Raw genomic sequence first — 26689 nt, 5'->3', positions numbered from 1 at the left:
TCAGAAAATATCCGACACATGAAAAAACTCATTTCTATTTTTCTTGGATTGTTGCTGAGTCAGTGGAGCTGGGGACAAGCTTTGGTCTTGAAACCAGAATTTCCGACCGCTGATGGCGAAGTAACGTTGACCTTTGATTTGACGCAAGCGAAAGATAGCCGCAAAGCCGCCTTGATGAATCAAGCCTCGGGGTTGTATATTTGGGCCTGGGGCGGCTCGGATGTGTCAAATCGCACGTCCGAATTTGGCCCTGCGGGGCAAAGCAGTTTTTCACAAGCCTACGCGCCTGGACTGTTGACGCGGGTAAGTGATAACGTTTGGACGATTAAAATTACGCCTTCAAAATACCTGAGCGTTCCTGCGGGAAAAACGCTTCGGTGGATGGGGGTATTGGTAAAAAACGCCAACGGCTCAGGTCAAACCGAAGACTTTTTGTTCAACTTTTATGCTTCAAATCAGTTGTTTGTACGATTTTCGACTCCGACCGAGAAAACCCTTTTTGTCGATGCCAATGCTTCGTTGCGCGTTCGGGCAAGTGCTTCTACGAGTTCACAGCTCACACTGACACTTGATGGAGTGGCTGTCGCGTCAGCTAAAGATACGGCCATTTCGACTTCGATTTCGGTGGGGAATACGCCCAATCAGCGTCGGACAGTGAAAGTCACGGCAAGTGCTAATAACCAAGAAGTCATGGATGAGTTTTCGTTTACGGTGAGTCCTACCCCAAAAGTGGCAGCACTACCTTCGGGGTTGCGAAACGGTATCAATTACACTTCGGCGACGACGGCGACACTGGTGCTATTTGCCCCCAACAAGAAGTTTATTTACGTTACGGGTGATTTTAATAATTGGGAAACGCGTACCGATTATTTGATGAATCGAACGCCCGACGGGCAAACGTATTGGTTAGAAATCAAGGACTTAATACCTCAAAAAGAATATGCGTTTCAGTATTTGGTGGATGGCGTAACGCCCATCAGCGATCCGTATAGCGAGAAAGTTTTGGATGCGGCCAACGATAAATTTATTCCAGCCACGAACTATCCAAATTTGATGGCTTTCCCTGCGAAAGCATTGGGTAATAGCGCGTCGGTACTCCAAACGGCTCAAGTACCTTACGTTTGGAAAACCACCAATTTTAAACGCCCTGCCAACGAAGATTTGGTGATTTATGAGCTACTCGTGCGCGATTTTGTGGATAGTCGTTGGTACAAAACCGTCGGTGATTCGCTTAATTACCTTAAAAAATTGGGCGTTAATGCCATTGAATTAATGCCCGTTATGGAGTTTTCGGGCAACGATTCGTGGGGCTACAATCCCATCTTCCACGCGGCACCTGACAAGGCATACGGTACGCCCGATGATTTGAAGGCGTTTATCGACAAGTGCCATGCCAACGGCATTGCGGTGATTTTGGATATGGTGCTCAATCAAGCTGATTATGAGTTTCCGTACGTAAAAATGTACTGGGATGGCAACCGACCGTCGGCCGATAATCCCATGTTCAACATTCAGGCTACGCACCCGTTTAGCGTATTTTTTGATTTTAACCACGAATCAGCCGCAACCAAATCGTACGTGGAGCGGGTCAATGAGTTTTGGTTGAAAGAATACCGCTTTGATGGCTATCGTTTTGACTTGTCCAAAGGATTTACGCAGGTTAATTCGGGAAATGACGTGGCTTTTTGGGGGCGATATGATGCCAGTCGAATAGCGATTTGGAAACGAATTTATGACCAAATCCGCAAAACTGACCCCACTGCCTACGTAATTTTGGAACATTTTGCCGACGATAACGAAGAGGCTGAGTTGACCAATTATGGAATGATGGTGTGGGACAATCAAAACGGGGCCGTACGCGAGGCAGTAAAAACGGGGAAAGGAAATTTTAATCGATTGTCGTGGAAAAATCACGCGGGTTTTCAAAAACCAGCGGCTATCGGTTACATGGAAAGCCACGACGAAGAGCGAATTGTATATGACGCCATCACCAACGGCAGTGCTGAGGTGAAAAGTGTAGCCACAGTCATCGAACGCATAAAGGCGGCCGCAGCGTTGTTTTTCCTAACGCCAGGCCCAAAACTGATTTGGCAATTTGGCGAATTGGGCTATGACGTGTCGATTGACCAAAACGGTCGGACAGGGGCAAAACCCATTCGTTGGGAGTATTTGCGGGACAATAAACGTCTTCAACTCTACAACGTCTTTTCGGAGCTTATTCGTTTTAAAACGACTCAAGCCGTCACCAAAACGACGGATTTTACGCTGCAAACGACAGAAACGCTTAAACAATTGATTCTGAATACGCCGACGATGAAAGTGCAGGTCATTGCCAACCTTGGACTTACTGACCAAGTCGTAGCATTGCCCGTAGGCCGTTGGTACGACTTTTTCTCGGGCGATGAAATAAACGTTACTTCGTCAAACCCTCAATACGCGTTTCAGGCGGGGCAGTTTCACATTTTGACTTCTGAAAAAGTAGCAGTAACGTCGCAAAATACAGTTTCGTGGAAAATTCAAACGATTACATCGGCGGAGCCTTTGCCAAAAGAGACAGCACTGCAATTGTCGCCTAATCCTACCCAAGATTGGTTAAATGTGGAGTGGGAGAGTGCCTACCGTGGGGAAGTAAGAATGGAAATCGTGGACATGACAGGACGGGCGCTGCGCTATTTTTTACCCCAAAAATCAACCAACCGAATGCAGCAGCGCATTTCGGTGAAAGAAGTGCCAGCGGGTACTTATTTCTTGAAAATAGGGGAAGGAGCAGCATCACAAACCCAACGCTGGGTAAAACAATAGGTTAAAAAGCTTCGATGTACAGCGCATTGCCGTCGGTGGTGCGCTGTATTTTTTTGCCGTTGATAGTCACCGTAAACTGTACTGGTTCAAAGGCTTCGGCGAATGTGTCTTGGAACAATAGCAACCGTTTGCCCGTTTTTGGGTTTCGCCACACCTGCAACCACGGTTGGTTAAACTTAAATGCCCGGACAAATTCGCCCGTATCGTTTTGCCAAGTTGCCTTTTGGGTTTTTTGAGTAGAACGTTGGTATTCAAAAGCATAACTTTCGCGTACTTGACTGCCGTCCAAAATGAGTTGATGCTTCGCAAAAAGCTCGTGCGCTTGTACCATCGCAGCTACGCCGAGGGCATCTTTCCCCATATAATCTTCGGCCACCGTGGGGCAAGCGGGCTGGTCGGGGCCTTGGTAATCATAAACAAAATAGCCGCCCGTATTTTGCGAAACACAAGACAAATTGCCGTTGATTTTGGCATAACGAAGGGCTTGGTACGGGTCGTACGATTGGCCAAAAATCCAGTAGTTGGTATAAAAAACGCGGGGATTGCACAAGTGAACAAAAACCGCATCGCGCACCAAATTCATGGGGTACATCACCCGATTGTCTAGTTGCCGAATGTAGCCCTTTGACCCACGTCCCACTTTAAAACGTCGGGTGTGGCTTCGGCGCGCATCGGAAGGTTTGTCTTCGTACGGCCAAAAAAAGTTGATAAACTTCACCGTTGGAGGAGCCGTTATCGACTTGATATTCAGCATATCGAGGGTACGCAAGTACCAGTTGACGGGTGCTTTCCAAACGTGAGCAGGTTGGTCAGTGGCGTCGTTGGTGTTGACAGTGCTACTGGTATATCCAAAACCCGTCATAAGCACCACGGGCGAAGGAAGCTGTACTTGCTGTATGTCTTTGGGATGTGCGTGAAGTGCTAAGTAATCATCTATTTTTTTCTTATCCGCACTCCAATTGTCATTGGCGTAGCCATCAAGTTTGAAATTTTTACCTTGAAATGTGAATGTCAGCGGATCGCCAATCCACGAAAAAAAGAGCTTTCCGTGTTTTTTGTAGATTCTATCCGACAAATCGTACATGGTTTTCCGAAAAGAAGGGTCGCTCATGTCCCATTGCCAACCGTCGGCAGCGGGGTTAGCAGGCTCAAAATCGACGGCAAAAGTGGACGAAGGCAGTCGTTTGGCCAACCAGTCAGCGGCTTGGTCAAGCTGACGGGCGTCAAATCGGGTAATACCTCGGCGGTTTTGGGCACGACTGTGGTTCATGAGTTCGAGTACTTCGCCCGCGTACAAAAGTTTGAAACGGTCTTCGCTGATGTTCCAGCCTACTTTTCGCAAATTAGCCACGGGTTCGTCAAGCGGTTTAGATTCCGAACCGTATTTTTTTTGAGAAGAGAGTGAAAAAGAGGGGGTTTGTTTGAAAATCTTACTATCTCCCACGGAGCCGTTGTTTGGCCAAAGTGGTTGGGTATAACCAAGTTCAGTAGTCGATTTTTGTAAGGAATCCCGTACCCAAAACATCACTTCTGATACGGACGAATATTTGGTCTGTCCCGCCACGGTATTCGTTTCTGACGTGAGCCATGCTTCTGAATTGATGTTGTTGATTTCGGCAGTATATTTTACCAAATGAATCCAACGAGAAGGCTGAATCGGCAAGTCGCTGAGGCGTCGGGCGTCGGTGGCGTTGACACTACCGTTGAGGGCATAATAGGTAATTCTTCCTTGTTCGGACTTGGCATCATCGACGAGGTAGAGTCGTTGGTCACTTCGCCGAACTACCCGTAGTTGAAGCTGCTGGTCTTCGTAGCTTTTTGGGTCGGGCTCGTGCTCAAAATAAACGATGGTAGCTTGCGAACGCGGCACTTCGGGCAGGAGCGGAGCGGGGGACGTAATGACAGGTTCGGGAGAACTAAATAGGTTATTCCGTTGATAATAAACCACTAAGCTTACAATCGCCGCGAGTGTAATCCCTATTTTAACCATACGTTTCACGTTAATACCTCTTTCAAGTTTTCTAAATACGCCTTTACTGTTTCTAACTGTTCGATGGCCCGATTTATTTTATTCCGCTGACTTCTGCCCGATTCTATCAACTGACGGGCAGCGGCCAATTGATGGCCTTTGTACTCGACTAAATACACGATTTCGTCCAAAAGTTCGATGTCACCGCGGTTATAAATGCGATCACCCCCGCGTTTTTCGGGGCGTAACATGGGGAATTGAGTTTCCCAATAACGCAATTTAGACGTATTTTCAAACCCATAACGCGCCGCTACGTCGTTGATGTCAGAAATTAATTTGGGTTCGGGGTAAATGGGTCTTTCGCCCTTGTGGGGTAGTTTTTTTGCCTTAGTTATTGCCATAATATTGCAAATAAGTGACCAATCGCTCAAAATTACTAAGCTCAGTTTCATTGGCAAATTTCGTGAGGTAATTTTGGTAAGTGGTGGCAATTTGGGCGTACCGTGGGTTGTCGTTGAGTTTGGCCGCAATCAGTCCTTTGTAGCAGCGATGAACCTGATTATAAAGGTATTTTGAAGGTTTATGCGCCTGACCGTTCAAGATTTGGTCGATGTCGCTGAGTTTAGTGACAGAGTTTAAAAAGCTAAATCCTGAGAGATTCATAAATTCCATGATGGAATCACAGGCATCGTTGAGGTCTTCATCGTTCTGGATTTTATACCGAAAGTACTTTACGTTGTTATAGTTACCCGTCGAAATGATGAGGGTATTGACATCGGCCCGAAAATCAATGAGGTTTGCATTCAAAAATTGTTGGGCAATCTGCTCAATCTGGTCATTACGGCATCCCACGTGTACTTCTACCCAAGCGTCGGTGTCTTTTTGGTATTCCGATACTGAAAAAATGACATTGACAAACCCCGAAGGTGTATTTCTCCTAAACTGTTTTTTGTCCATCAACAAATGAAATTCTGCTGATTCAAAAAAATCGTAGAGGGCATAATACAACTTAGCTTCGGTGGTTTTAATGCTCATAGATAGAATAGTTTAAACGATAACCATTTCCTCACGGAACAAGTTTACGTTTTTGTTAAAACTATCCAAACGCGTTTTATACACCGAAATTACAACGACCGCACATTTTTTGAAGTTAGCCACTAAAAAAATGGCATTAATCAAGACCGATGCTGTACTTTTGCGAAAAAATAGACGATGAATTCCACCTTAAAATCCATTATTTTTCTTTGTGCTTTTTCTTTGGGTTTGACTATCAACGGGTTTGCCCAAAATACCCTTACCCAAACCCTCCGAGGCCAAGTGGTAGATGCTGATAATAACCAGCGACTGAGCGGCGTAAGTGTCAAGCTCGTTGGGACTGAAAAAGGCACATTATCAGATACATTGGGGCAGTTTCGACTGATTTCAGTACCCATTGGCCGTTATGCGTTACAAATAAGCCGAGTCGGTTACGAAACGTTGGTCTTACCCGAAATTCTGGTGGAAGCTGGAAAAGAAAAAGTGGTAGCAATTTCGTTGAAAGAAACCACGCAACAGCTTTCAGAAACGGTGGTACGGTCGTCTCGGCCATCGTCCCAAACCAGCCTTCAAACGATTACCATTGAACAAACTCTGCGTTTTGCGGGGACGTTTTTTGACCCAGCCCGTTTGGCTACTTCTTTTCCTGGAGTGTCAGCGGCCAACGATCAAGCCAACGGCTTGGTCATTCGAGGAAACTCACCGACAGGTACGCAATGGCGTTTGGAAGGGGTCGAAATTGTCAATCCTAACCACCTCAGCAACGCGGGAACATTCAGCGACCGACCCACGCAAACGGGCGGTGGAACCAATATATTGAGTGCGCAACTCATGGAGCGTGCCGATTTTATGACGGGCGCCTTTCCCGCCGATTATGGCAATGTACTGGGCGGAGTGATGGATGTACATTTGCGAAAAGGAAATGACCAAAAACACGAATTTACGGGTCAAGTGGGTTTGATTGGGGTCGATTTTGCCGCCGAAGGGCCGCTTTCACGCCAAAACAAATCTTCCTATTTGGTCAACTACCGCTATTCGTTCACGGGTTTGTTGGCCATGATGGGGGTTAAATTTGGAGGAGAAGACATTCGTTTTCAAGATATAGCCTTCAATCTATCGTTTCCCACCAAAAAAGCGGGACACTTTACCGTCTTCGGAATGGCAGGAGCGAGCAGTAATGTTTTCCAAGCCGAACGCGATACTACCCTGTGGAAATTCCAGAAAGACGGATACGACATCGAATTTAAAAATCGAATGGGGGCAATGGGCGTTACTCATTCCCTGAATTTGTCCCGAAATACCCTTTGGAAAACTACCTTGGCGGTGTCGGGTCTGGAGACGCGCCGCGAAGGGTACCAATTGAACAAAGCTAATTTTGCCCGTACCTTGACCCAAGTAGATGCGTTTCGGAAAACCCGCTATTCGCTTTCAACGTCACTGACGCACAAAATCACGCCTAAAGTTCAGTGGAAAGAAGGCGTGATTATTACGTACCAACAAGATTCGGTGCAAATCAGCAACGGCGGCGTATCCAAAGGGAAATTAGAAGGGTTGATTCTTGAACCGTACGTTGCTCTGTCGGGGACGTTGGCAATGCGACTTACTTTCCAAGCGGGCTTGCATTATTTGAATTACACATACAACCAAACGCAATCGCTCGAACCCCGCATTTCTTTCCGCTACAGCGCTACGGGGCGGACGGCCTTCACGGCGTCGTATGGTTTGCACAGCCAACTCCAACTGCCACAGACGTATTTGTCGCTTTTTAACTCGGATGCGCAATTGAATTTATTCCCCAACAAAAAATTGGGCTTTACCAAAGCGCACCATTATGTGTTGGGATGGGAACAGCAATTGACGGCGTTACCGAAACAATCGTCTTTGAAAGTGGAAGCTTATTATCAGTCGTTGTTCAATGTACCCATTGCCCAAGCCAACAGCCAAATTGCAGGCACTAACTCATTTTCGGCGCTGAATCTCATTGAAGGATTTACCAATGTGGGTTTAGAAAACAAAGGAACTGGACGTAATTACGGGGTGGAAGCAACCTATCAGCAGTTTTTGAGCAAAGATTTTTATGCCTTACTCACGGCTTCGCTCTATAATTCTACTTACAAAGGTCAAGATGGAATCGAACGAAATACGCGTTTTAACGGTAACCATACGTTTAGCTTGGCGGCTGGAAAAGAGTTTCACAAACGGGTCAATCGTACCTTTGGCGTGAACGTTCGTGTGTTATGGCTAGGAGGCTACCGCGACACACCGATTGACGCAGATGCCTCTAAATTAGCAGGAAGAACCATTTACAAAGCATCGGAGCTTTATACGATTAAAGTAAAAGATTATTTCCGTCCTGATGTTCGTATTTTCTGGAAACGCAATAAACCTAACTACACCCGTACGTGGTCAATTGATATTCAGAATTTGACCAATACTGAAAACGAAGCGTACAGCTACTACGATACCTATCAGCGTCAGATTGTCCAGCAATTCCAGTTGGGGATGGTGCCTGTGATCAACTACCGTGTAGAGTTTTAGAAAGTAGCACTATGTCTAAGACCAAACGCAATGCCGCCGTCGATGTCGGGAATACCTTCGCCAAAATTGGGTGGTTTGAGGGAGAGAATTTGACGGAAGCGGTGTCAAAAATCCCCATAGATACGCTGGGGGAGCACCTGTGTGACAATCCGCCAGCGTATGCAATATTTTCATCAACAAGCCAAGATACCACAAAATACACCGACCAACTGCGTGCATTGGGCGTAATTTCGTTTCAGTTGACCCCCACGTTGGCGTTGCCTATCGAAAAGAATTATGACACCCCCAACACCCTTGGCGCCGACCGAGTGGCGGCGGCGGTTGGTGCCAAAGTGCTTTTTCCCAACGACCATTGTTTGGTCATTGACATGGGTACTTGTGTCACCTATGATTGGGTAAGTGCAACGGGAGTTTTTGAAGGAGGAATAATTTCTCCAGGCTTTCGTATGCGATTTCAGGCCATGAACGCGTTTACTAAAAGGTTGCCTTTGATAGAAATCAATTCAGCCGACTTTCAGCTACCAAGTTTAGTGGGTAAAAGCACCCGTACAGCTATGGAAAGCGGCGCATTTAATGGCCTTTTGGCCGAAATACAAGGGTTTATCGAACGCTATCGTTCCGAACGAGGTGAATGTCAGGTGCTTTTATGCGGAGGCGATGCACCTTTGTTTGAAAATAGCCTCAAAAATCGCATCTTTGCGGCACCAAATGTAGTCTTAACGGGTTTAAATCGAATTTTACAATATAATATCAATTTACAAAATGCGTAAGCTTTTCCAGTGGAGTTGGGTCGTAGGGGTTTTATTTATTCAATCAAATGTATTAGCGCAAGGGTTAGGTAATGCTCCTTATTCTGCCATCGGAGCAGGTGAGTTAATGAGCCCTGGCTATGCTCCAAACAATGGAATGGGGGACGCTGGCGTGAGTACTGCAAACCCGTTGTATATCAATTCGCTCAATCCAGCTCTTTTGGTAACAAACCGCTTTACCATGTTTGACGTTGGGGTAGTAGGGCAGTATAAAGGACTCCGTGATGCTAGACAAGCGCAACGCGATTTTGGCGGAAACATCAGCTATTTGGCCTTATCATTTCCTGTGGCACCAAAATGGTCGGTTGGTATAAGTCTCAAACCTTATAGTTTTATCAACTATCAACAAAATTCGTATTCGCGTATTGGTACTTCTATTTATGAAGCCCAGTACGTTTATTCAGGAAAAGGCGGGCTCAACCAAATCAACTTCTCTAACGGGGTTCAGATTACAAAAAACTTGAGTTTGGGGGTAGATGCTTTTTACTTGTTTGGAAACTACAACAAGAGTGTTACTTCGCAAGTGCGTATTGGCGATAGCCGTGACTATATCGTTAGCCGCGACGACCGTATTAATATGAAAGATTTGAATTTTAAAGGTGGTTTGGCTTGGAAACAAAAATTGAAAAAAGACCACTACCTCAACTTTGGCGCAACCTATAAACTAGGCTCAACAGCATCGGCCATTCGTAATACCACGATTGAGGTGCAAAGTAGTAGCAACTCGCCTGTGACAAATCCCGATACAATAACTCAGTCAGACCTGAAAGTAACCATGCCGTCTGCTTGGCGGGTGGGTATCAGCTACGAGTATTTGTATCGCTTGACGGTTTCGGCCGACTATGAGCGTCAAAACTGGGCCAACTTTGTAGGAACATCAGGTACGAATGAAAACATGAGAAATGGCCAAAGTTATCATTTTGGAATAGAGTACATGCCTAAATTCAATTCAACGAAATACATGGATTTGGTGTTTTACCGTGCAGGTTTCACCTTTAATCAAACTCCTGTGGTGATTGGCACAAAACCTATTGACGACATGAGTGTTTCCTTGGGGGTGTCGCTGCCAGTAGGGCGTAACTTTGTCAACTTGATTAACCTTTCGGTTGTAGGAGGGCAGCGAGGCAGTATTTCTTCCCAAGCTTTCCGAGAACGATACGCCCGCTTTGTGATTGGATTCTCACTGAAAGATACCTGGTTCCAAAAATTCAAAGTCGATTAACAACATTCAATGCTCTTTCCGAAGAGCATTTTTTTTCGTCTATCGTTTCGAGTTTTGAAAAAAAATTAAAAATGAGAGACAAAATGAAAATATTTTTTCAGGCATAAACGCTTTATTATCAGTATATTCGTATGCTTGCATACAAATTTGCGCTAAAAAAAATGAAAAAAAATCTGATAAAAAAACAATTGCTTTTGGAAAGTCTTCCAAAAAAGGCTAATTTTACCGCCAAGATGTTAAGGTGGGTTAATACAACATCTGCAAAGATGCAAATGGGAGATAAACTTTTATCTCCTATTTGTTTTATATTACTTCTCACTTTTGGGATGGCTTGCCAAGAAGAAAAAAAAGCAACCAAATTTATTCCCTACAAAGGTCCCCTCGAAGAAGCAGAAAAAATAGAAGTGCTCTACAGCGAAGAAGGTTTGCTGAAAGTGCGGGTGAAAACTGCCAAACAAATCAAGTCAGGGTTAGACGATAAAATTTTCCCAAAACAAATTTTTGTGGACTTTTTCGGACCAAACGGCCAAGTACTTACAACCCTTGTGTCGGACTCGGGTAGGTACGATTCCCGAACGGGTATGTATCGCGTCATCGGAAACGTAAAAGTGGTCAATACCGTGAAGCAAGAGCGATTGCTAACCGATGAGCTTACGTGGAACCCGAATACCAAAAAGATATATACCGAAAAACCTGTCACGGTCGAAAACCAATTATCAGGGGAGCAATTAAAAGGAATTGGGTTAGATGCAAATCAGGATTTTACCCAATACAGTATTCGCCGACCGACGGGCTTTTTCAACGCTCCAGCGGGAATGGCGCCGAATTAATCTATTTGAGAAAGAATATTGAAGAGAAGCGAGGAAAAATCATACTTTCCTCGCTTTTTCTATGTAATTCCATCCTTCCGTTTCTCAAATGAAAAGACGAATTTTTATTCAAAATGGGGCAACTGCTTTGGCAGCTTTGCCTTTGGTTTCTTTTGGTTCAACTACCAATCAAACGGCCGATAAACCCGCTTGGCTCGTTGAATGGATTAAAATTTACGATGAGTCAATTGCGAATTACCATGCTTTAAAAGTCACTGATGCCAACCATGTGTATGCGGGAGGCTACAAAGACGATACCGACATTCCCAATCCGCACACTACCTGCGGTTTTCTCATAACAGCATCTATGCTGATGTCTTGTCCAGAATCCAAGCATTATCAATCGCCAGCGCTTTTAAAAGAAATCGAAGCCGCTGCACAGTGTATGTTGAAAATGCAGCATTCGGACGGCACGATTGATTTACTTTCGACGAATTTTCACTCAACGCCCGATACGGCTTTCGTATTGGAAAACATGGTGCCTACTTACCGCTATTTGAAAAAAATGTCGCTCAAAGGCCGTGAAAAATCCATTGAGTTGGTTACAAAATTCTTGAAAAATGCGGGAGAGGCGTTGATTGTTGGAGGTATCCATACGCCCAATCACCGCTGGGTGGTTTCGGCGGCATTGACCAAACTCAATGAACTTTTTCCAGATGTTCGTTATGTAAAACGGATTGACCAATGGTTGGCCGAACACATCGACATCGATCCCGACGGCCAGTACAATGAAAAGAGCACAAATACGTATTCGCCGATTGTCAATCGGTCGTTGATTATCATGGCGAAAGGGCTGCGTAAACCCGAATTGTTAGAGCCTGTTCGCCGCAATTTAGTGATGACGACCTACTTTGTTCATCCAAACGGCGAAGTAGTGACTGAGGCCTCAAATCGGCAAGATAAAGGGACCATTGGTAATATGTCGCGTTACTATTATTGTTACCGTTATATGGCTTTACATGACAAAGATGGCCTGATGGCAGCCATGTGTCGTCAGATTGAACAAACCAGCACCAAAGCGCAGTTGGCGGGTTATTTGGACTATTTTCTTGAAGACCCAAGCCTTTGGGACGAACTTCCCGCCAGCAAACCGCTTCCTACCAGCTATGCCAAAGCCTTTCCATATTCGGGCGTAGTGCGGATTCGTCGGGAGAATTGGGATGCAACCATTTTGGCAAAAAATGCCGCTTGGTTGACCTTCCACAAAGGAAATTCGGTGCTTCAGGCGATGCGAGTAGCGGCTTCTTTTTTTGGGAAAGGCCAATTTCAAACCGAAAAAATTGAACAAGAAGGAGATACTTGGGTGATGACACAAACGTTGGACGGGCCTTATTACCAGCCATTGGCGGCAGACAAAATTGCGCCCGACGGAGATTGGGACAAAATGCCGCGCGCTGATAGACCCCAAAGCGAGGTACAAAAGCTGACATCAACAGTACGTATTAAAGAAGTAGCAGGTGGCCTTGACGTTCAAGTAGAACTGACAGGAACGGAGGGAGTGCCTGTGTCGTTAGAATTGATTTTTAGGGCTGGAGGGGAGTTGTCGGGGGTAGTGCCGTATGCTAAACGTGCAAACGCGTATTTGTTGGAAGGAGAGCAAGGTACTTACACGTTGAACGGCGATGTCATTCGTTTTGGAAAAGGACGAGCCGAACACAAAGGCGTTGTTCTGCGCGGTGCGCTCCCTCCGATGGAAGCCCCAACGGTTTATTTGACGGGTTTTACCCCGTTTACGCATACCCTTAGGTTAGGATAATTGAAGTAATTTCTATCATACTAAACGCTTACACCGAATGAACAAAGAATCAACCGTTTCTAGGAGGGAGTTTGTTGGCAAAGCAGCTTCCGTTTTGGCGGGTTTTACGATTGTCCCTCGTTTTGTTTTGGGAGGAACTCGCCCTGATGGCACCAAATACATTGCACCAAGTGATATCATCTCGTTGGGTTTTATTGGCACTGGAAAACAAGGCCGTGGCCTTACGACCTCTTTCTTGGGGACAAATGAAGCAAGAATTGTGGCCTTGAGTGAAGTGTATAAAGCAAAAGCCCAGCTAACCCTTGATCGAATTAAGGCGCATTATGAAAAAAATACCCAGTTGGGCGCTTATTCGGATATTCCTGTCTATGTCGATTTTCGGGAGTTACTGGCCCGTAAAGACATCGACGCCGTGGTGATTGCTACGCCTGACCACTGGCACGCAGCCATGTCGGTGAAAGCGGCTGAAGCGGGAAAAGATATTTATTGTGAAAAACCCCTCGCCTTGACCATACGGGAAGGGCGTGCGATGGTGAATGCCGCCCGTAAGTACAACCGAGTGTTCCAGACGGGAAGTATGCAACGTTCATGGCCAGAGTTTCGTCAAACCGCCGAATTGGTGCGTAATGGTTACATTGGCGAAATCAAAAGCATTAAAGTAAACGTAGGTCCACCGCCAAAAGCCTACGATTTGTCGGCTGAAACCATTCCCGAAGGCTTGGATTGGGACAAGTGGCTAGGGCCAAACAGCCCCGTGGCGTTTAATTCGGAATTGGCACCTCCCATTTCTAGGGATGTCTTCCCCAACTGGCGAAACTACAAAGAGTTTGGTGGAGGGATGGTGACCGACTGGGGCGCTCACATGTTTGATATTGTACAATGGGCGCTGGATATGGACAACAGCGGCCCCGTAGAAATCATTGCTCCCGATGGAAAAGACCACCCGTTTTTGACCTACCGCTACGCAAACGGAATTACGATGACCCACGAGAAATGGGATTGGAGCAACGCCATTCATTTTGTGGGAACGGAAGGCGAAATAAAGGTTCAGCGTAAAAAACTAGAAACGACTCCTGCATCGCTCAAAGACAAAGTGATTGGCGAAACCGAAAAACACGTTTACAAGAGCGAAAATCATTATAAAGATTTCTTGGATGCCATGCGCAAACGTAGCAAGCCGATTTGTGACGTTGAAATTGGACATCGCACTTCTTCGGTTTGCAACTTGGGCAACATCGCTTACGAACTGAAGCGCCCTTTGCAATGGAATCCTAAAAAAGAACAGTTTAAAAATGACAAAGAAGCCAACGAACTCTTGGGGCGTTCGATGCGATCTGAGTGGGGAATAAAAATTTAGAAAATTTTACTTGACTCTTACCTTACGTGATAGCCTACATTTGTGCAGTCAGTCAAAATGAAGGCATTATGATACGTTATTCGGTTAAAAAATTGGCAAAATTGGCAGGTGTGAGCGTGCGCACGCTCCACCTGTACGATGAAATTGGGCTTTTAAAACCAGCCATCCGTACAGAGGCCAAGTATCGGATGTATGGCGAAAATGAGCTGTTGCGCTTGCAGCAAATTCTTTTTTACAAAGAACTGGATTTTCCATTGCAAGAAATTGGGCGGATTCTTGATGCGCCTGGTTTTGATTTACTTACTGCATTGGGAAACCACAAAAAAGCCCTTGAAGCCAAACAAAGCCGAATTGAGACATTGCTTTTGACGATTGACAAAACAATGTTTAATCTAAAAGAAGGTATTATGTTGAAGCACGAAGAATTGTATGAAGGATTGTCGCAAGAAACTGCCGACGCCTATCGGAAGGAAGCCATCGGTGCGTATGGCACTGAAACCGTAGAAATAGCCGAAAAATCGTTGCGGTCGTTGACCAAAGCAGATTTTGAGGCGCTAAAAAGGGAAAGTTTAGAAATTAGCAGTGGGCTGGCTTCTATGACGGGCAACGACCCGACGAGTGAGGTAGTTCAACGCCAAATCGCCCGACACTATGATGTAATTCGCAAGTTTTGGGGAACATCAGGTTCGACTGACCCACAAGCAGAGGCGTATAAAGGATTAGGAGATTTGTACGTCAACGATGAGCGTTTCACTCAAACAGATGGTCAACCCAATCCTACTTTTGCGCTATTCATGCAAAAGGCGATGGCCTATTTTGCAGAAACGCAACTGGTATAAAGCAAAAAAACGGCGGGGTTCCCGCCGTTTTTCTTATTTTGGAGGACATTTTTCTAAAGCAGCTTTGACAGTTTCTACGGTCGTAATTTCCGTTTCTTTTCCCCAAGTAGCATAGACGTAGGTCATAATTTCGGCAATTTCTAACTCTTTTAAACCAGGGTTTGCAGGCATAGCTCGATTATAGCTTTTACCGTTGACGGTCATTGGTTGATGAACCCCATTTTTAGTCCAGCAAATTACCTGATTTTTGTCTTTGAGGTAGTCAGTAGAGAGGGCAGGGTAGAGGTTTTCCAATCCTTTCCCGTCGCGTTGGTGGCAATTGGCACAATGCGTTTGAAACAACGTAAACCCTTCGGCTACATATTGCTCGTGTTTTATGGCGCTTCCACCTTGGCACGCGAGTATCAAAACCACAAGAAAACTAGCCAATAGAAGACTTAATTTCATATCAATTCTATTGTTTTTCATCTTTGTACTCTTTACGAAGGCGCTCAATATCAGCAATTAAGCGTTGCGTGCCCGCTTCGTCGGTACCATTGTACATACCTCTAACGCGTTTTTGTTTGTCAACCAGCACAAACGCGCCACTGTGAATATATCCCCCTGGCGCAGTTGAATCGGCTCCTGCTACAACCAAATATTGCTTTTCGCCGATTTCGTAGATTTTTTCACGATTGCCCGTCACAAACATCCACTGCGTTCCAGATACGCCCAAATCCTTGGCATATTCTTTCAAAACTGCGGGCGTATCGTGATCAGGATCAATGGTGTGTGACAAAATGGCTACTTCGTTTTCCCCTTTAAATTTCTCATAGACTTTCTTCATTTGCTTTTTCATGACTGGGCAAATGGTGGGGCAGGTGGTAAAAAAGAAATCTGCCACGTAAATTTTGTCGTTGAAATTTTGAGCGCTAACGGTATCGCCTTCTTGATTGACAAATTTAAAATCGGGGATGGTATGGTAAACCGTATCAACGATTTCTTTCCCATCCACCATTTTTTTCACTGTGTCGCGTTCTCCCAAAATTGGTAAACGTTCGGACGACCCACTGCAACTCCAAAGCGAAAACAGTGCTAGTACTATGATTAATTTGTTCATTTTCCTAAGAAGGTCTTGGCTTTGTCCATTCCTTCGCGCATTTTGTCGCGGACAGTGTTGATTTTTGTTTTTTCGGCACTCATGGCTTTGATGGCTTCTTCGCTGTCCAAGGCTTTGAGCGAATCGCCACGGTAATCGTGCATCCAATCCATCATCCCTTTATCGGCTTCTTGGAGCGTAGTGCTGATGGCCAAGGCTTCGTCTTTACGTTTTTGAAGGCTATCGTTTGACTTGATTTTCAGGAGGCTATCCAATTTGGTAATTTCGACCGACAGGCCATTTTTGTATTCCATGAGTTGCGACATTTGGGGCATGATTTCGTCATGAACCGCAAATACTTCTTTTTCAGCGTTTTCAACGGCGGCTTTGTCTTGGCCGCAAGCGAAAACTAATGCACATAACGACAAAGAAAGAGTGATTTTTTTCATTTTATTTTACTTGATTGTTTCGGAAAGTATATCCAGTTTTTCTGTAATTTCTGGGTCAATTTCGTTAGGTTCTAGCAGCTTTATCAGTTCAAAATAATCCCTTTTATTATTCTTGTACCTATTTTCTGAGAAACCCAATTGTCTATAAAACTCAGGAAATATTAGGTCTAGCCATTCACTGCTAAGTTTGGCTGTATTCCACCAATTATTCGTTTCATCTTTCAAATAGGCTGGTATGGTGAAATCGGCGATTGCATCGGTCATCGCTTTCTCCAATTGCTGAGGAGTAAGATGCGGATATTTAGCGTTCAGTCGTTGGGCGTATCTTTGTAATACAACTGGTTTGGCAAAATAGTTTTCCAGCTCTCGTTTCTGCCAACAGATGACTTGCAGGGCTTTAATATCTTGGAGGTTTTTCTCTATTTTGTCAAATAAAGCAATTCCTTTTAATGCGGGGAAAATAGCTTTTAAAGCCTCATACCGTTTAATCGCCGTACTAGGAACGTTGTCGTCGGTATAATCAATATTAGCTAATCGTAAGGCAGCTTCAACGGGATGCTGCAATTTTTGGGCAAATGCCAATAACATTTCTCGGTCAGTGCTGCCTTCCAAAAATAGGATGTGGCGTTTTGCTCTGGCTAAAAAGTATTTTTCCCAACCAATTTCAGTGAGCGATTTTAATAGATGCTTTTTGTTGTCTGGATTTAATTCAATTGCCTGATTTTCAATTAGTGCAATCACTTTAGCTGACTGTGAAGCTTCATTGAGAACAACCTCGGAATGTGATGCAATGATAATCTGAGTATTTTTTTCTAGGGCAACTTTATTTATTTGCTGAAAAACTTCCCGTTGCCTAATTACTTCAAGGTGTGCATCTGGTTCGTCCAAGAGTAAAACAGTATTTGGGTTGGCAAACATGTAGGCAAACAACAGTAAAGTTTGTTGAAAACCGCGTCCTCCTGACGACACATCGTATCGGATATTATTTTCGATGTATTCTAATTGGATAAGGCCAGTTGCCCTGATGAGTTCTGGTTTTTGTAACTCAGCTCCAAATAATCGTTTTACAATGGTGCATAACTGTTCCCATTGCTTTTCATTATCGACTAAGAAAGACTTTCGTAGTTCTGGTTGAAGGATATCAAAACAAATATTTCGTAAAACTTCAGCGGTTTTCCCTTCTCCTAATTTTCGCTTAATTGAACCTGCTGTGAGTTTATCTTCGCTGGTACTAATGCCCGACATCGGTTGTAAAAAGCCAAAATGGATGCCTTTACTTTTGTCGTAGCATTGCGCCATGTACTCCAACCCAGATACTATTCTACAGCTAAATGATTCTTCATTGTAATAGTCGAACTCCGCTTTGCAAGACCAGAAATAGCCGTCGTCTTCACCTTCTATGTTGATCTCCAGTGTGGTGGCTTGGGGTTTACCGTTCTCATTGGAGGTGACTTTTTGGTCTTTCCATAAAAAACGTACATTGGCAATAGGGCTATTCGTTAAAACTTGACGGTTGAGGGTAACTGCGCCGTTTTTGTTTAATTGGTTGGTTTTGTAAGCTGCTATAAAGTGAGTAACACCAATTTCCCAAAGACATAACGCCTGAAAAATCGTTGATTTTCCAGAGTTGTTAGGCCCTATGATAACAACTGCTTGCGAAAACGGGAGTGAAATTCGTCCCAATTTTTTGAAGTTGTCGATGGTAATATGAGTGATCATCAATCTAGCCTTTTTGGCGTTGAGTTACTTGGGCTTGAAGCATTTCGCGCGCGTTTTGAACGATGGCTTCGCTTGGTTTTAGTCCCCCAATCATCTGAGCAATTTCTTGAACGCGTTCCTCAAAGGTTAATTTTTTGATTCGACTGACGGTTTTTTCGGCTGAATTATCTTTATAAACAAAATAATGGGCATTGCCATAAGTGGCTATTTGGTGCAAATGAGAAATAGCAATCACTTGGTGATTTTGGGCAATATCATTCATCATTTGACCCATTTTAATGGCAATTTCGCCCGAAACCCCCGTGTCAATTTCGTCAAAAATAATGGTAGGGAGTTTGCGTTTGGTGGCCAAAATATACTTGATAACCATCATCAAACGCGAAAATTCCCCTCCAGACGCCACATTTTTGAGTTGCTGTGGTTTAATCCCTTTGTTGGCACTGAACAAGAAATCAACATCGTCAATGCCATCTTCGGTCGGCTCGATGAGGGTCTGTTGGATGTTCAACGTGGCGTTTGGCATTCCGAGGTCAAGCAGGTATTTTTTTACCTCTTTTTCAACGGGTGCAATGGCCACTTTACGCGAATTCGAAAGTTTATCGGCACTTTTTTGGAGCTTTACTTTGGTCTTCTCCACTGCTGTATGGGCTTTTGCAATGTCTTCGTCAAGGTTGAGAACGCGGCTCACTTTTACCTCCAATTCGTCCCGAATCAGGATGAGTTCCGCCAAGGTTTTTACTTGGTGTTTTTGCTGAAGATGATAAAACAGATTTAGGCGCTCACGTACATCTTCGGCACGCGCATCGTCAATCTCAACGTTATCTTGTTCGTCACTAATTTCAGAGGCCAAGTCTTTTAGCTCAATGTACGCACTTTGCGTCCGTTCGCGAAGCTGTTCGTATTGAGGCGCAAATTTACTGATGGAGTTTAGGCTACTAACTGCGTTTTTGAGCAGTGAAAGGGCCGATTGTTCGGGATTATCGAGGTAATCATTAGCCAATTGAAGGCGTTCTTTTACGTCGGCTGCATTTTCAAGAATGGTTAATTCTTGCTCCAGTTGCTCTTGTTCTTCCGCTTGAAGCTGGGCTTTGTCCAACTCATCAAACAAAAATTGATTGTAATCAGACTCTTTACGAAGCTGTGCTGCTTCTGATTTGAGCCGTTCGAGGACTTGCGTCGCTTTGCGGTATGCCTGAAAATCAGTGTGATACTGACGAAGGATGGACTCGTTTTGGGCGTAGGTATCAACGATTTGCAATTGAAACTCATTCGAGCCCAACAGTAAAGTATCGTGTTGCGAATGAATGTCCATCAATTGCCCCGTAATTCGGCGGAGCGTTTCTAAGTTGACGGGGGTATCATTGATAAATGCCCGAGACTTTCCCGACGGGCTTATTTCCCGTCGAACGAGGCAAGTGGTCGAAAAATCAAGCTCTTCTTCTTCAAACAGATGCTCAATAAAGTACCCATTTAAGTCGAAAGTACCTTCAATAACACATTTTAGGGAAGGGTTGTACAGCACTTTGGTATCAGCACGGCTACCGAGCAACAAACCAATGGCTCCCAACATGATTGATTTTCCTGCTCCTGTTTCCCCCGTAATAATATTGAGTTGGGAATCAGGAGTCAGTTCCAGATGTTCAATTAAGGCGTAATTTTTAATCAGCAAATGAGCAAGCATACAGCATATCTCGGTTGAACCGCCGCGAAGTTAGTCAACTATTCAACAAAAAGGAATGCCTTTGGGTTTGGAACTACTCAAAAAGTAGCTGATTTATCATAAATCACTGATTCGATTTGTGTAAAAGCCAGTTGGTGAGCGTGTTTTCGGAAATCACGTAACACAAAGCAGGTGTTTTCGATGCGTTCACATTGCCCATAAAATGTCTGATTGCTTTTTAAAACAACATTGACCGTTTTTCCGATGAGCTCGTTGGCGTGAGCGGGCAGATCATTCAGCGGAATTTTAACCAATCGTTTGCTCATTAGCGCATCAATTTACGGTACATCTCGGTTTTGGCAGGGTCGAGTTGCGAAAGAATTGCAAATGCTTTCTGTCGGTCTTCTTTGCTGGCTTCTGCCATGATTTTATAAATCTCTTCGCCTTTGGCATCGAAGAGTGTGTTGATATAGACTGCGCCTGGCATTCCTTTGCTTGCTTGTTGGACAGCATTCAACAAGTTCATCACTTGTTGACGAGCGGCAATAGGATTTTCGGTAAATTTATCCAATCCTGTTCGATGATAAGCGTACATAGATTCGCGGACAGGAAGCATGATTTGATTATTAAAATTATCTATTAACCAATACCGATTCCGTCGGTCACCTCCTGTAGAATTCCAGCCTGCGGGTGCGCCTGCGGGGCTAACTCCTGCGGCTAGGTTTGCGGTTTGTAGGGCTTTTTGTAGGTAAGGATTTCCGCCAAGTTTACTAAAAGAATCATAGTCAACGGCTAAAATTAGGTACGCATAAAATGCCAATGTCTGGGTTAATTCATCACTGTAGGTGTTTTCATTATAGTACATTGGGTTGCTTGGTAAGTAGCTAAAATTAAAGTTACGATCAATGAAATTTAAAATAACACTTTCGTAATTAGTACCATACACGGGACGGGTTGCTACCACTTGGGCGGTGCCTTCGTATATACCTTGGGCGGGTGATCGAACAAGGTTTATGTTGATTTTGCAGTTAATGCGTTCCTCTGGGTTGTAGTTATCGTTGGTCCAACGGCGGGCATTGATAAAATCAGCAATCACCGAACGAAGCTGATTGAGGTTGCTATTATCGGTATTTTGCTGAGAAACAAGTTGATTGAAATTAAGCGTTACAGTACAGTTAAGTTCTTGTGCTTCTGCTGATTGTGTAGGTATAAATGGGCATAAAGCAACCAAAAGTAACCAGCTATATTTCTTAATCATATTCATAAAGGCTATCATCAATGTTTAAATCACTGAAATTTCGAGTACTAAATTAGGACAACAATTTTGATACCACAAGTGCTAAAATATCTTGGGCCACTTCATTTTTAGACTTTAGCTCAAATTGATGCACCGTGGCATTTGATTCAATAACGGTTATTTTATTGGTATCGTATGCAAAGCCTGCTCCTTTGTCGTTGAGGGAGTTGAGTACAATCAGGTCAAGATTTTTGGACGCTAATTTGCCAAGTGCATTTTCAAACTCGTTGTCGGTTTCTAGGGCAAAACCGACAACGAGTTGATGGCCTCCTTTTTGACGACCAAGTGTAGCGGCAATGTCAACAGTTTTGGTTAGTTCAATCGAAAAATGAGTTTCCTTTTTCTTGATTTTTCTATCGGCAGGCTGGGCAGGTGTGTAATCTGCAACCGCAGCAGACAAAATGATAATATCGGCCGTTGGGAACTGACCAGCCGTTGCTTCGTACATTTCTTGGGCTGATTTAACCCGAATAACATTGATAGACGAATCGGCCAAGGTTTGATTGGTGGGGCCACTCACCAAAGTAACTTCTGCCCCCGCAAACGCAAACGCCTGGGCAATGGAATATCCCATTTTCCCCGTTGAATGGTTGCTTATGTAACGTACGGGATCGATGGGCTCTTGGGTAGGGCCAGCGGTAATAAGTACTTTTTTTCCCTTTAAAACGGGCTGTAACGAAAAATGCTTTTCAAGAGCAGTGATAATATGTTCTGGTTCAGCCATCCTGCCAGTACCAACAAGTCCACTGGCTAACTCACCATGTTCGGCGTGGATAAGATGGTTACCGAACGCTTGCAGGGTTTCAAGGTTCTTTTGAGTAGAGCCATGCTGATACATATCCAAATCCATGGCAGGAGCGAAAAAAACGGGACAGCGTGCTGATAAATAAACGGCCGTAAGGAGATCGTCACATAGTCCAGTGGCGCATTTTGAAAGGGTATGAGCGGTGGCTGGAGCAATGATCATGGCGTCGGCCCAAAGCCCTAAATCGACGTGGTTGTTCCATTCGCCTGCCTCATTTTGCACAAATTCACTCAGCGCGGGTCGTTTGGACAACGTGGCTAAGGTAAGAGAGGTAATAAATGATTGGGCGGCGTTGGTCATGATTACTTGGACTTCGGCTCCTGCTTTAATCAGCAACCGAACAAGCACCACGCTTTTGTAAGCTGCAATACTACCCGTAACCCCAACGATAATTTTTTTGTTTTGTAAGATGGACATAGAGGCTGTTGAGAATAACAAAGAAAGCCGCACAAATCTAAGGATTGGTGCGGCTTTTTACTACGTATTTTTCAGATGTTTGTTATTTTGCGTCGTCTTCGTCGTTTGCACGCCAGTACAACTTATCTTCCATGAACTCTTCGATGGCGATGCTCGTAGGTTTTGGCTGACGCTCATAAAACTTAGAGATTTCGATTTGCTCACGGTTTTCAAACACTTCTTCAAGGTTGTCGATGCCAGATGCAAACTCAGCCAATTTGTTGTTGAGTTCTTCTTTTGTTTTAGAAGCAATCTGACGCGCACGACGAGAAATAATCGATACCGACTCGTACAAGTTGCCAGTTTTGGCGGCAAGTTTATCGGAGTCGCGTGTTATGATAGAAGGTGAAGCTGCCATATATATTAATTGTTACAGATGAATTACTTGTTTTGAGGTGTCGTTGACGACGGAGTTGAAAGCTTTCCAGTGTTGGATGGGGCTGCATTTTTAGCAGCCTCTTTTGCCGCTTTTTCTGCATCTAAGACTGCCGCCAATTCCTTTTGGGTACTTTCGTAGAAGCGTTCTGCCTGACGTACAAACTTACTTTTGGGATACTTATCAAGGAAAGCAAGGTAGTATTTGTTTACATCTTGGTAGCGTTCCTTTTGTTTTTCAGCAAAACTCAATTTGGCAAGTTTGTACTGCGCATCAACCCGTAGGTAAGAAAGTTCTTCGTTGTATTTAGAATCTGGAAATTCTTTTTGGTAATTGTTGATTGTCACAACTGCCGAACGGAAGTTAGCGATATTGGCTTCACTTGTTTGGTAGTAAAGCTTTGCTTTTTCGTAGGCTTTTTTCTCCAACTTATCCCGAAGCTCTAAGATAAGCCCCGTACATTCTTCACGAAAAGCACTTTCAGGGTAAGTATTGATAAAATCCTGAAGGGCCGCAATTGCCGTCAAAGTACTCGTCTGGTCTAAGTTGAAGTTAGGAGAGTCTTTGTAAAGCGAGTAAGCGTGCATGTACAATGACTCTTGGGCGTATTCGCTTCGTTGGAATGTCTCATAAAAGTTTTTGAACAAAAACTGAGACATATTATAATTGGCTTGCTTAAAATTACAATACGCATTGTAAAACTGAGCAAGTTCAGCTTGTCTGGCATCTTTCCCATTAAGCAGGGGAGTGATCTCTTCAAAAAGAAGACCAGCATGATAATAATCCGCCTTTTTATAATATTGGAGAGCGGCCTCGTATTTTTGTTCGAGGGTTCCTTCTTTTTGAAGTTTTGAAAACTTACTGCACGAACCCAAAACGAGGGTAGTTAAGAAGAGCAGTGTATATCCGAATAGGGTCTTACGCATAGCAGGCACAAAAATACAAAAATAGCTTTATATCTCCCAACGAAATATAAAGCTATAAAAGTATGCTTTTGTATAGAATTCGATACTAATGGCGAATCAATAATTTTTTTGTTGCAGTTGCTTTTCCTTCGAGAAGTAAGCGGTAGAAATAAACGCCCGTTGGCATTTCACGCGTTGAGATACGAAGCTGACGGTCGTTTTTGTCTAACTCGTATTCTGCTACGCTGTTACCGATTACGTTGAAAAGCGTAATTTTAGCGGTACCTGTCAAGCCCGAAATTTGATAATCAATTTCAGTATAATCGTTGGCAGGATTAGGATACGCATTCAAAACACGAATTTTATCACTCAAAAAAAGCAAATCTTCTGACTTCGTTTCATCAAGTGAAGGACGCGAATCGGTTGCGATAAAGCTTGCAGACTCCTTGGTTGTACGGTTTTTATTAACAGTTGCGCTGCCAGCTGCTGCGGGTGTATTAAGCATTACCGAACGATAATACGCGTTTATGGCCGCACTTGGGCGTAACTTGATACTTCTATCGAGCGAACTTGGAATCTTCGTTAAAGTTGCCGCAGTACTTTCTGCGGGCTTTTTACCAATATTCAATCGGCTTTTGTTTCGATTGGCATCGGTTTGGGCGAATACATTACTAAGCGTCAGTAAACTGAAGCAAGTGAGCAATGTATATGTAAGTATAGTTTTCTTCATAGCTGATCTTGGACGAAATGAGCATAGTGTCGGCTCTAATGGTTGGACAAAAATATATTGAAATTAATTGAAAATCAAAAAATGGAACTTAAAATGTTGTTAAAAATTATTTTGCGGTTGTACAATATATACGACGAAAAAACGTAAAAAAGTTTCACTCTTTTCTAAAGTTTTTTTGACTTTGTTTTGACTTTCGGTTTGACCCCTCCTTTGTTTACCGTTGTCTTGGGTTTTTCGGGGGCTTTTTCTATTGCTTTGACAACCGTGGGCGGGTTAGGTTTAAAGTTAGCCCTAGAAAAAATTTCTTCTTTTGTTGGTTTTTCTTTGTCGCGCCAGCTAAAGCCTTCGAGTTGTTTTTCGTCGCCTTTTATGTTTTGTGGTGGAATAAATCGCCCTTCAGGCTGCCCAACAAATTGTATTCGCTTTACTTGATTTTGTCTGAAATTGAGGGTCATTTTGGCGCACTCTACGCGGTTCATGCCCATGGGTTTCATGGCATCATCGGCGACAAAATAGACACTTTCACCGTTGCCCTCTACAAACACTTTTTGTAAACGGGTACTGTCATCAAAAGAAGCGGTAATTCGTCTTCCTTTGACCTGGTTATAATTTAGCAAAGTATCCCGCGCAATGACAAACGATTTTGCCTTCAAATACATCGTTCTCAGCTTTTGGTCAACCAGCTGTGCAATGATGGAGTCAGCCTCCATTTGGTATTGTTTAGACCAAATAATTGGTTTCTTTAAAAATGTGATATTTGAGTCTAATGAGTTGTAAATCAAAGAGTCACACTTGCTTTGTAAATCTTTTTTGTACAACAAAACATTTTTGTAACCAATCAATTGCCGTGGCTTTTGTTCGTTTGTCGAATCGCTTTCAACGTTTTTTTGTCGTAGGTTCTGCCGCTTTGATTTTTGTGTAAGCGAGTCAGACTTAATTTCAATCGAATACAGCGTGTCGGCGGTCATAAACAAAGTATCTTTGGAGATAACGGTACGCGTGAGGGCGTGCCCCCATACCTTCGACTTGCCAAGTTTTCCATCGTATTGCCCAAAGTCACCGTTCAAAATGGTTTCGTCGTTTTTGGCCACTAACTCTACTTTGCCTTTGGCAAAACCCCGTTTGTTAAGGTTATCAAACGTCAATGAGTCACCAGTGAGGGTGTAGTCAGGATTGTTGATGGTTGTTCTTGTTCGGAAAATCGACGCGCCTGTCTCTGTATTGTAAGAACCATTTTTGGCAACAACTGTTCCGTCTTTGCTCACAACTTTTGTCAAACTTCTAAAGTCAGCAATTTTTGTTAGTGAGTTGTAAACAAGCGTATCGGTGGTAAGGGTATATTTTTTGTTGACCAGCTTCACGTCTCGGTAATAGGTCGAGATTTTTGTTCTGGTGTCGTAATACCCCTGCTTACTCGTTAACGTATTTTCGGCATCTACTGTTTTTCCACGATTAGGATAAAACGCAATGCCACTTGCCATGTCATATTCAATTCGATTGGACGTAAGGGTACGTTTTTGATCTTTAAGCGTTACTGTTTTCCCCGAAACTTTGGCCAAACGGCTATTACCATAGTAAAACAAGGTATCTCCCGTGACAGTTACGGTGTCGCCTTGTACAATTTTTACATTGCCGTAAGCTTCAAGGGCATTTGATAACACATTGTGAATGGCCAAATTACAGTGCATGATAGCCCCTTTGTGCTGAAAAGTTACTTTGCCCGTTACCCGACGGATTTCACTTCCATCGGGAAGTTTGCTAATGGTAATGCTATCGGCACCTAATAAAAATACCTTTTCTTCACCTGCAACTGTTGGAGTTGGGCGCTGGGCGTTGGTTTGTAAGGTAAAAAGTAAACCCATGAGAACTACGAGGTATTTTACTCGTAATACGCACAAAAGCCCTTGAGGGTTGCAATGGGTATGGCTAAATCGTAAAAAAATCATTGAGCGCGAAATAACATGATTAATTTCTGCTACAAAATTAGCTAAAAACGCTTGGGACTGTCATTCTTAACA

23 protein-coding genes are annotated in these 26689 nt (G+C 43.8%); 8 read left to right on the top strand and 15 right to left on the bottom strand.

Features of this window, described 5'->3' with window-relative positions; translation table 11 throughout:
* Positions 1-18: 18 nt before the first annotated feature.
* A complete protein-coding gene (locus K339_RS0117595; RefSeq protein ID WP_028524767.1) occupies positions 19-2802 on the top strand; it encodes an alpha-amylase family glycosyl hydrolase in 2784 nt (927 codons plus the stop codon).
* Between the two features lies 1 nt (position 2803).
* Here K339_RS0117595 and K339_RS0117590 read toward each other — a convergent pair whose 3' ends face one another.
* The 3 genes from K339_RS0117590 to K339_RS0117580 are packed head-to-tail and all read right to left on the bottom strand — an operon-like array spanning position 2804 to position 5806.
* Positions 2804-4792 (bottom strand): hypothetical protein, encoded by a 1989-nt coding sequence (locus K339_RS0117590; RefSeq protein ID WP_028524766.1) that lies wholly within the window; start codon positions 4790-4792, stop codon positions 2804-2806.
* A gap of 5 nt (positions 4793-4797) precedes the next feature.
* Positions 4798-5172, bottom strand: a complete 375-nt coding sequence (locus K339_RS0117585; RefSeq protein ID WP_051398082.1) for a MerR family transcriptional regulator — start codon at positions 5170-5172, stop codon at positions 4798-4800.
* The gene (locus tag K339_RS0117580) at positions 5159-5806 is read right to left on the bottom strand and encodes a hypothetical protein (RefSeq protein WP_028524764.1); all 648 of its coding nucleotides are present in this window, start codon (positions 5804-5806) and stop codon (positions 5159-5161) included. The genes K339_RS0117585 and K339_RS0117580 overlap by 14 nt, the downstream gene beginning before the upstream one ends.
* A gap of 177 nt (positions 5807-5983) precedes the next feature.
* Here K339_RS0117580 and K339_RS0117570 point away from each other — a divergent pair, with 177 nt between their 5' ends.
* From K339_RS0117570 to K339_RS0117540, 7 genes are all read left to right on the top strand, one after another.
* Complete coding sequence (locus K339_RS0117570; RefSeq protein ID WP_028524763.1) at positions 5984-8344, top strand: TonB-dependent receptor; 2361 nt, start codon at positions 5984-5986, stop codon at positions 8342-8344.
* An 11-nt stretch (positions 8345-8355) separates the two neighbouring features.
* Complete coding sequence (locus K339_RS0117565) at positions 8356-9114, top strand: type III pantothenate kinase (protein ID WP_028524762.1); 759 nt, start codon at positions 8356-8358, stop codon at positions 9112-9114.
* Positions 9107-10375, top strand: coding sequence for a BamG family beta-barrel-assembly machinery protein (gene bamG, locus K339_RS0117560; RefSeq protein WP_051398081.1), 1269 nt, complete (start codon positions 9107-9109; stop codon positions 10373-10375). The genes K339_RS0117565 and bamG overlap by 8 nt, the downstream gene beginning before the upstream one ends.
* Positions 10376-10647: 272 nt before the next feature.
* Positions 10648-11205 carry an LPS export ABC transporter periplasmic protein LptC gene (gene lptC / locus K339_RS0117555; protein WP_051398090.1) on the top strand — a complete coding sequence of 186 codons (558 nt, stop codon included), beginning with the start codon at positions 10648-10650 and terminating at the stop codon, positions 11203-11205.
* Between the two features lie 88 nt (positions 11206-11293).
* A complete protein-coding gene (locus K339_RS0117550; protein WP_028524759.1) occupies positions 11294-13000 on the top strand; it encodes a hypothetical protein in 1707 nt (568 codons plus the stop codon).
* A gap of 37 nt (positions 13001-13037) precedes the next feature.
* Positions 13038-14357 carry a Gfo/Idh/MocA family protein gene (locus K339_RS0117545; RefSeq protein WP_028524758.1) on the top strand — a complete coding sequence of 440 codons (1320 nt, stop codon included), beginning with the start codon at positions 13038-13040 and terminating at the stop codon, positions 14355-14357.
* Positions 14358-14425: 68 nt separating this feature from the next.
* Positions 14426-15196, top strand: coding sequence for a MerR family transcriptional regulator (locus tag K339_RS0117540; RefSeq protein ID WP_028524757.1), 771 nt, complete (start codon positions 14426-14428; stop codon positions 15194-15196).
* 33 nt (positions 15197-15229) lie between these two features.
* On the opposite strand, the gene K339_RS0117535 is transcribed toward K339_RS0117540, so the two are convergent.
* The 12 genes from K339_RS0117535 to K339_RS0117475 form a co-directional block, all read right to left on the bottom strand.
* Complete coding sequence (locus K339_RS0117535) at positions 15230-15643, bottom strand: c-type cytochrome (RefSeq protein WP_028524756.1); 414 nt, start codon at positions 15641-15643, stop codon at positions 15230-15232.
* A gap of 7 nt (positions 15644-15650) precedes the next feature.
* Positions 15651-16295 carry an SCO family protein gene (locus K339_RS0117530; RefSeq protein ID WP_037300868.1) on the bottom strand — a complete coding sequence of 215 codons (645 nt, stop codon included), beginning with the start codon at positions 16293-16295 and terminating at the stop codon, positions 15651-15653.
* Entirely contained in the window at positions 16292-16723 is a 432-nt protein-coding gene (locus tag K339_RS0117525) for a hypothetical protein (protein WP_028524754.1), read from the bottom strand. Before K339_RS0117525 ends, K339_RS0117530 begins: the two co-directional genes overlap by 4 nt.
* A gap of 6 nt (positions 16724-16729) precedes the next feature.
* Positions 16730-18442, bottom strand: coding sequence for an ATP-dependent nuclease (locus K339_RS0117520; RefSeq protein ID WP_028524753.1), 1713 nt, complete (start codon positions 18440-18442; stop codon positions 16730-16732).
* Between the two features lie 4 nt (positions 18443-18446).
* Complete coding sequence (gene recN / locus K339_RS0117515) at positions 18447-20123, bottom strand: DNA repair protein RecN (RefSeq protein WP_028524752.1); 1677 nt, start codon at positions 20121-20123, stop codon at positions 18447-18449.
* Between the two features lie 77 nt (positions 20124-20200).
* On the bottom strand, positions 20201-20428 hold the full coding sequence (locus K339_RS0117510) for a hypothetical protein (protein WP_028524751.1): 228 nt from the start codon (positions 20426-20428) through the stop codon (positions 20201-20203).
* Entirely contained in the window at positions 20428-21360 is a 933-nt protein-coding gene (gene porD, locus K339_RS0117505; protein WP_064750989.1) for a type IX secretion system protein PorD, read from the bottom strand. Before porD ends, K339_RS0117510 begins: the two co-directional genes overlap by 1 nt.
* Before the next feature lie 52 nt (positions 21361-21412).
* Positions 21413-22621, bottom strand: coding sequence for a bifunctional phosphopantothenoylcysteine decarboxylase/phosphopantothenate--cysteine ligase CoaBC (coaBC, locus tag K339_RS0117500; protein WP_028524749.1), 1209 nt, complete (start codon positions 22619-22621; stop codon positions 21413-21415).
* Positions 22622-22703: 82 nt separating this feature from the next.
* Positions 22704-23018 carry a DNA-directed RNA polymerase subunit omega gene (locus K339_RS0117495; protein ID WP_028524748.1) on the bottom strand — a complete coding sequence of 105 codons (315 nt, stop codon included), beginning with the start codon at positions 23016-23018 and terminating at the stop codon, positions 22704-22706.
* A 23-nt stretch (positions 23019-23041) separates the two neighbouring features.
* Complete coding sequence (locus K339_RS0117490; protein ID WP_037300866.1) at positions 23042-23962, bottom strand: outer membrane protein assembly factor BamD; 921 nt, start codon at positions 23960-23962, stop codon at positions 23042-23044.
* Positions 23963-24047: 85 nt separating this feature from the next.
* On the bottom strand, positions 24048-24671 hold the full coding sequence (locus K339_RS0117485; RefSeq protein WP_028524746.1) for a T9SS type A sorting domain-containing protein: 624 nt from the start codon (positions 24669-24671) through the stop codon (positions 24048-24050).
* A gap of 164 nt (positions 24672-24835) precedes the next feature.
* Positions 24836-26533: an OstA-like protein gene (locus K339_RS0117475; protein WP_051398080.1), complete on the bottom strand. Its 1698-nt coding sequence runs from the start codon at positions 26531-26533 to the stop codon at positions 24836-24838.
* Positions 26534-26689: the final 156 nt, after the last annotated feature.

The sequence above is a fragment of the Runella limosa DSM 17973 genome (genome assembly GCF_000482465.1).
In the GTDB taxonomy this organism is placed as follows: domain Bacteria; phylum Bacteroidota; class Bacteroidia; order Cytophagales; family Spirosomataceae; genus Runella; species Runella limosa.
Note: the sequence above shows the minus strand (reverse complement) of the source record. Positions and strands in the feature narration are given on the sequence as shown.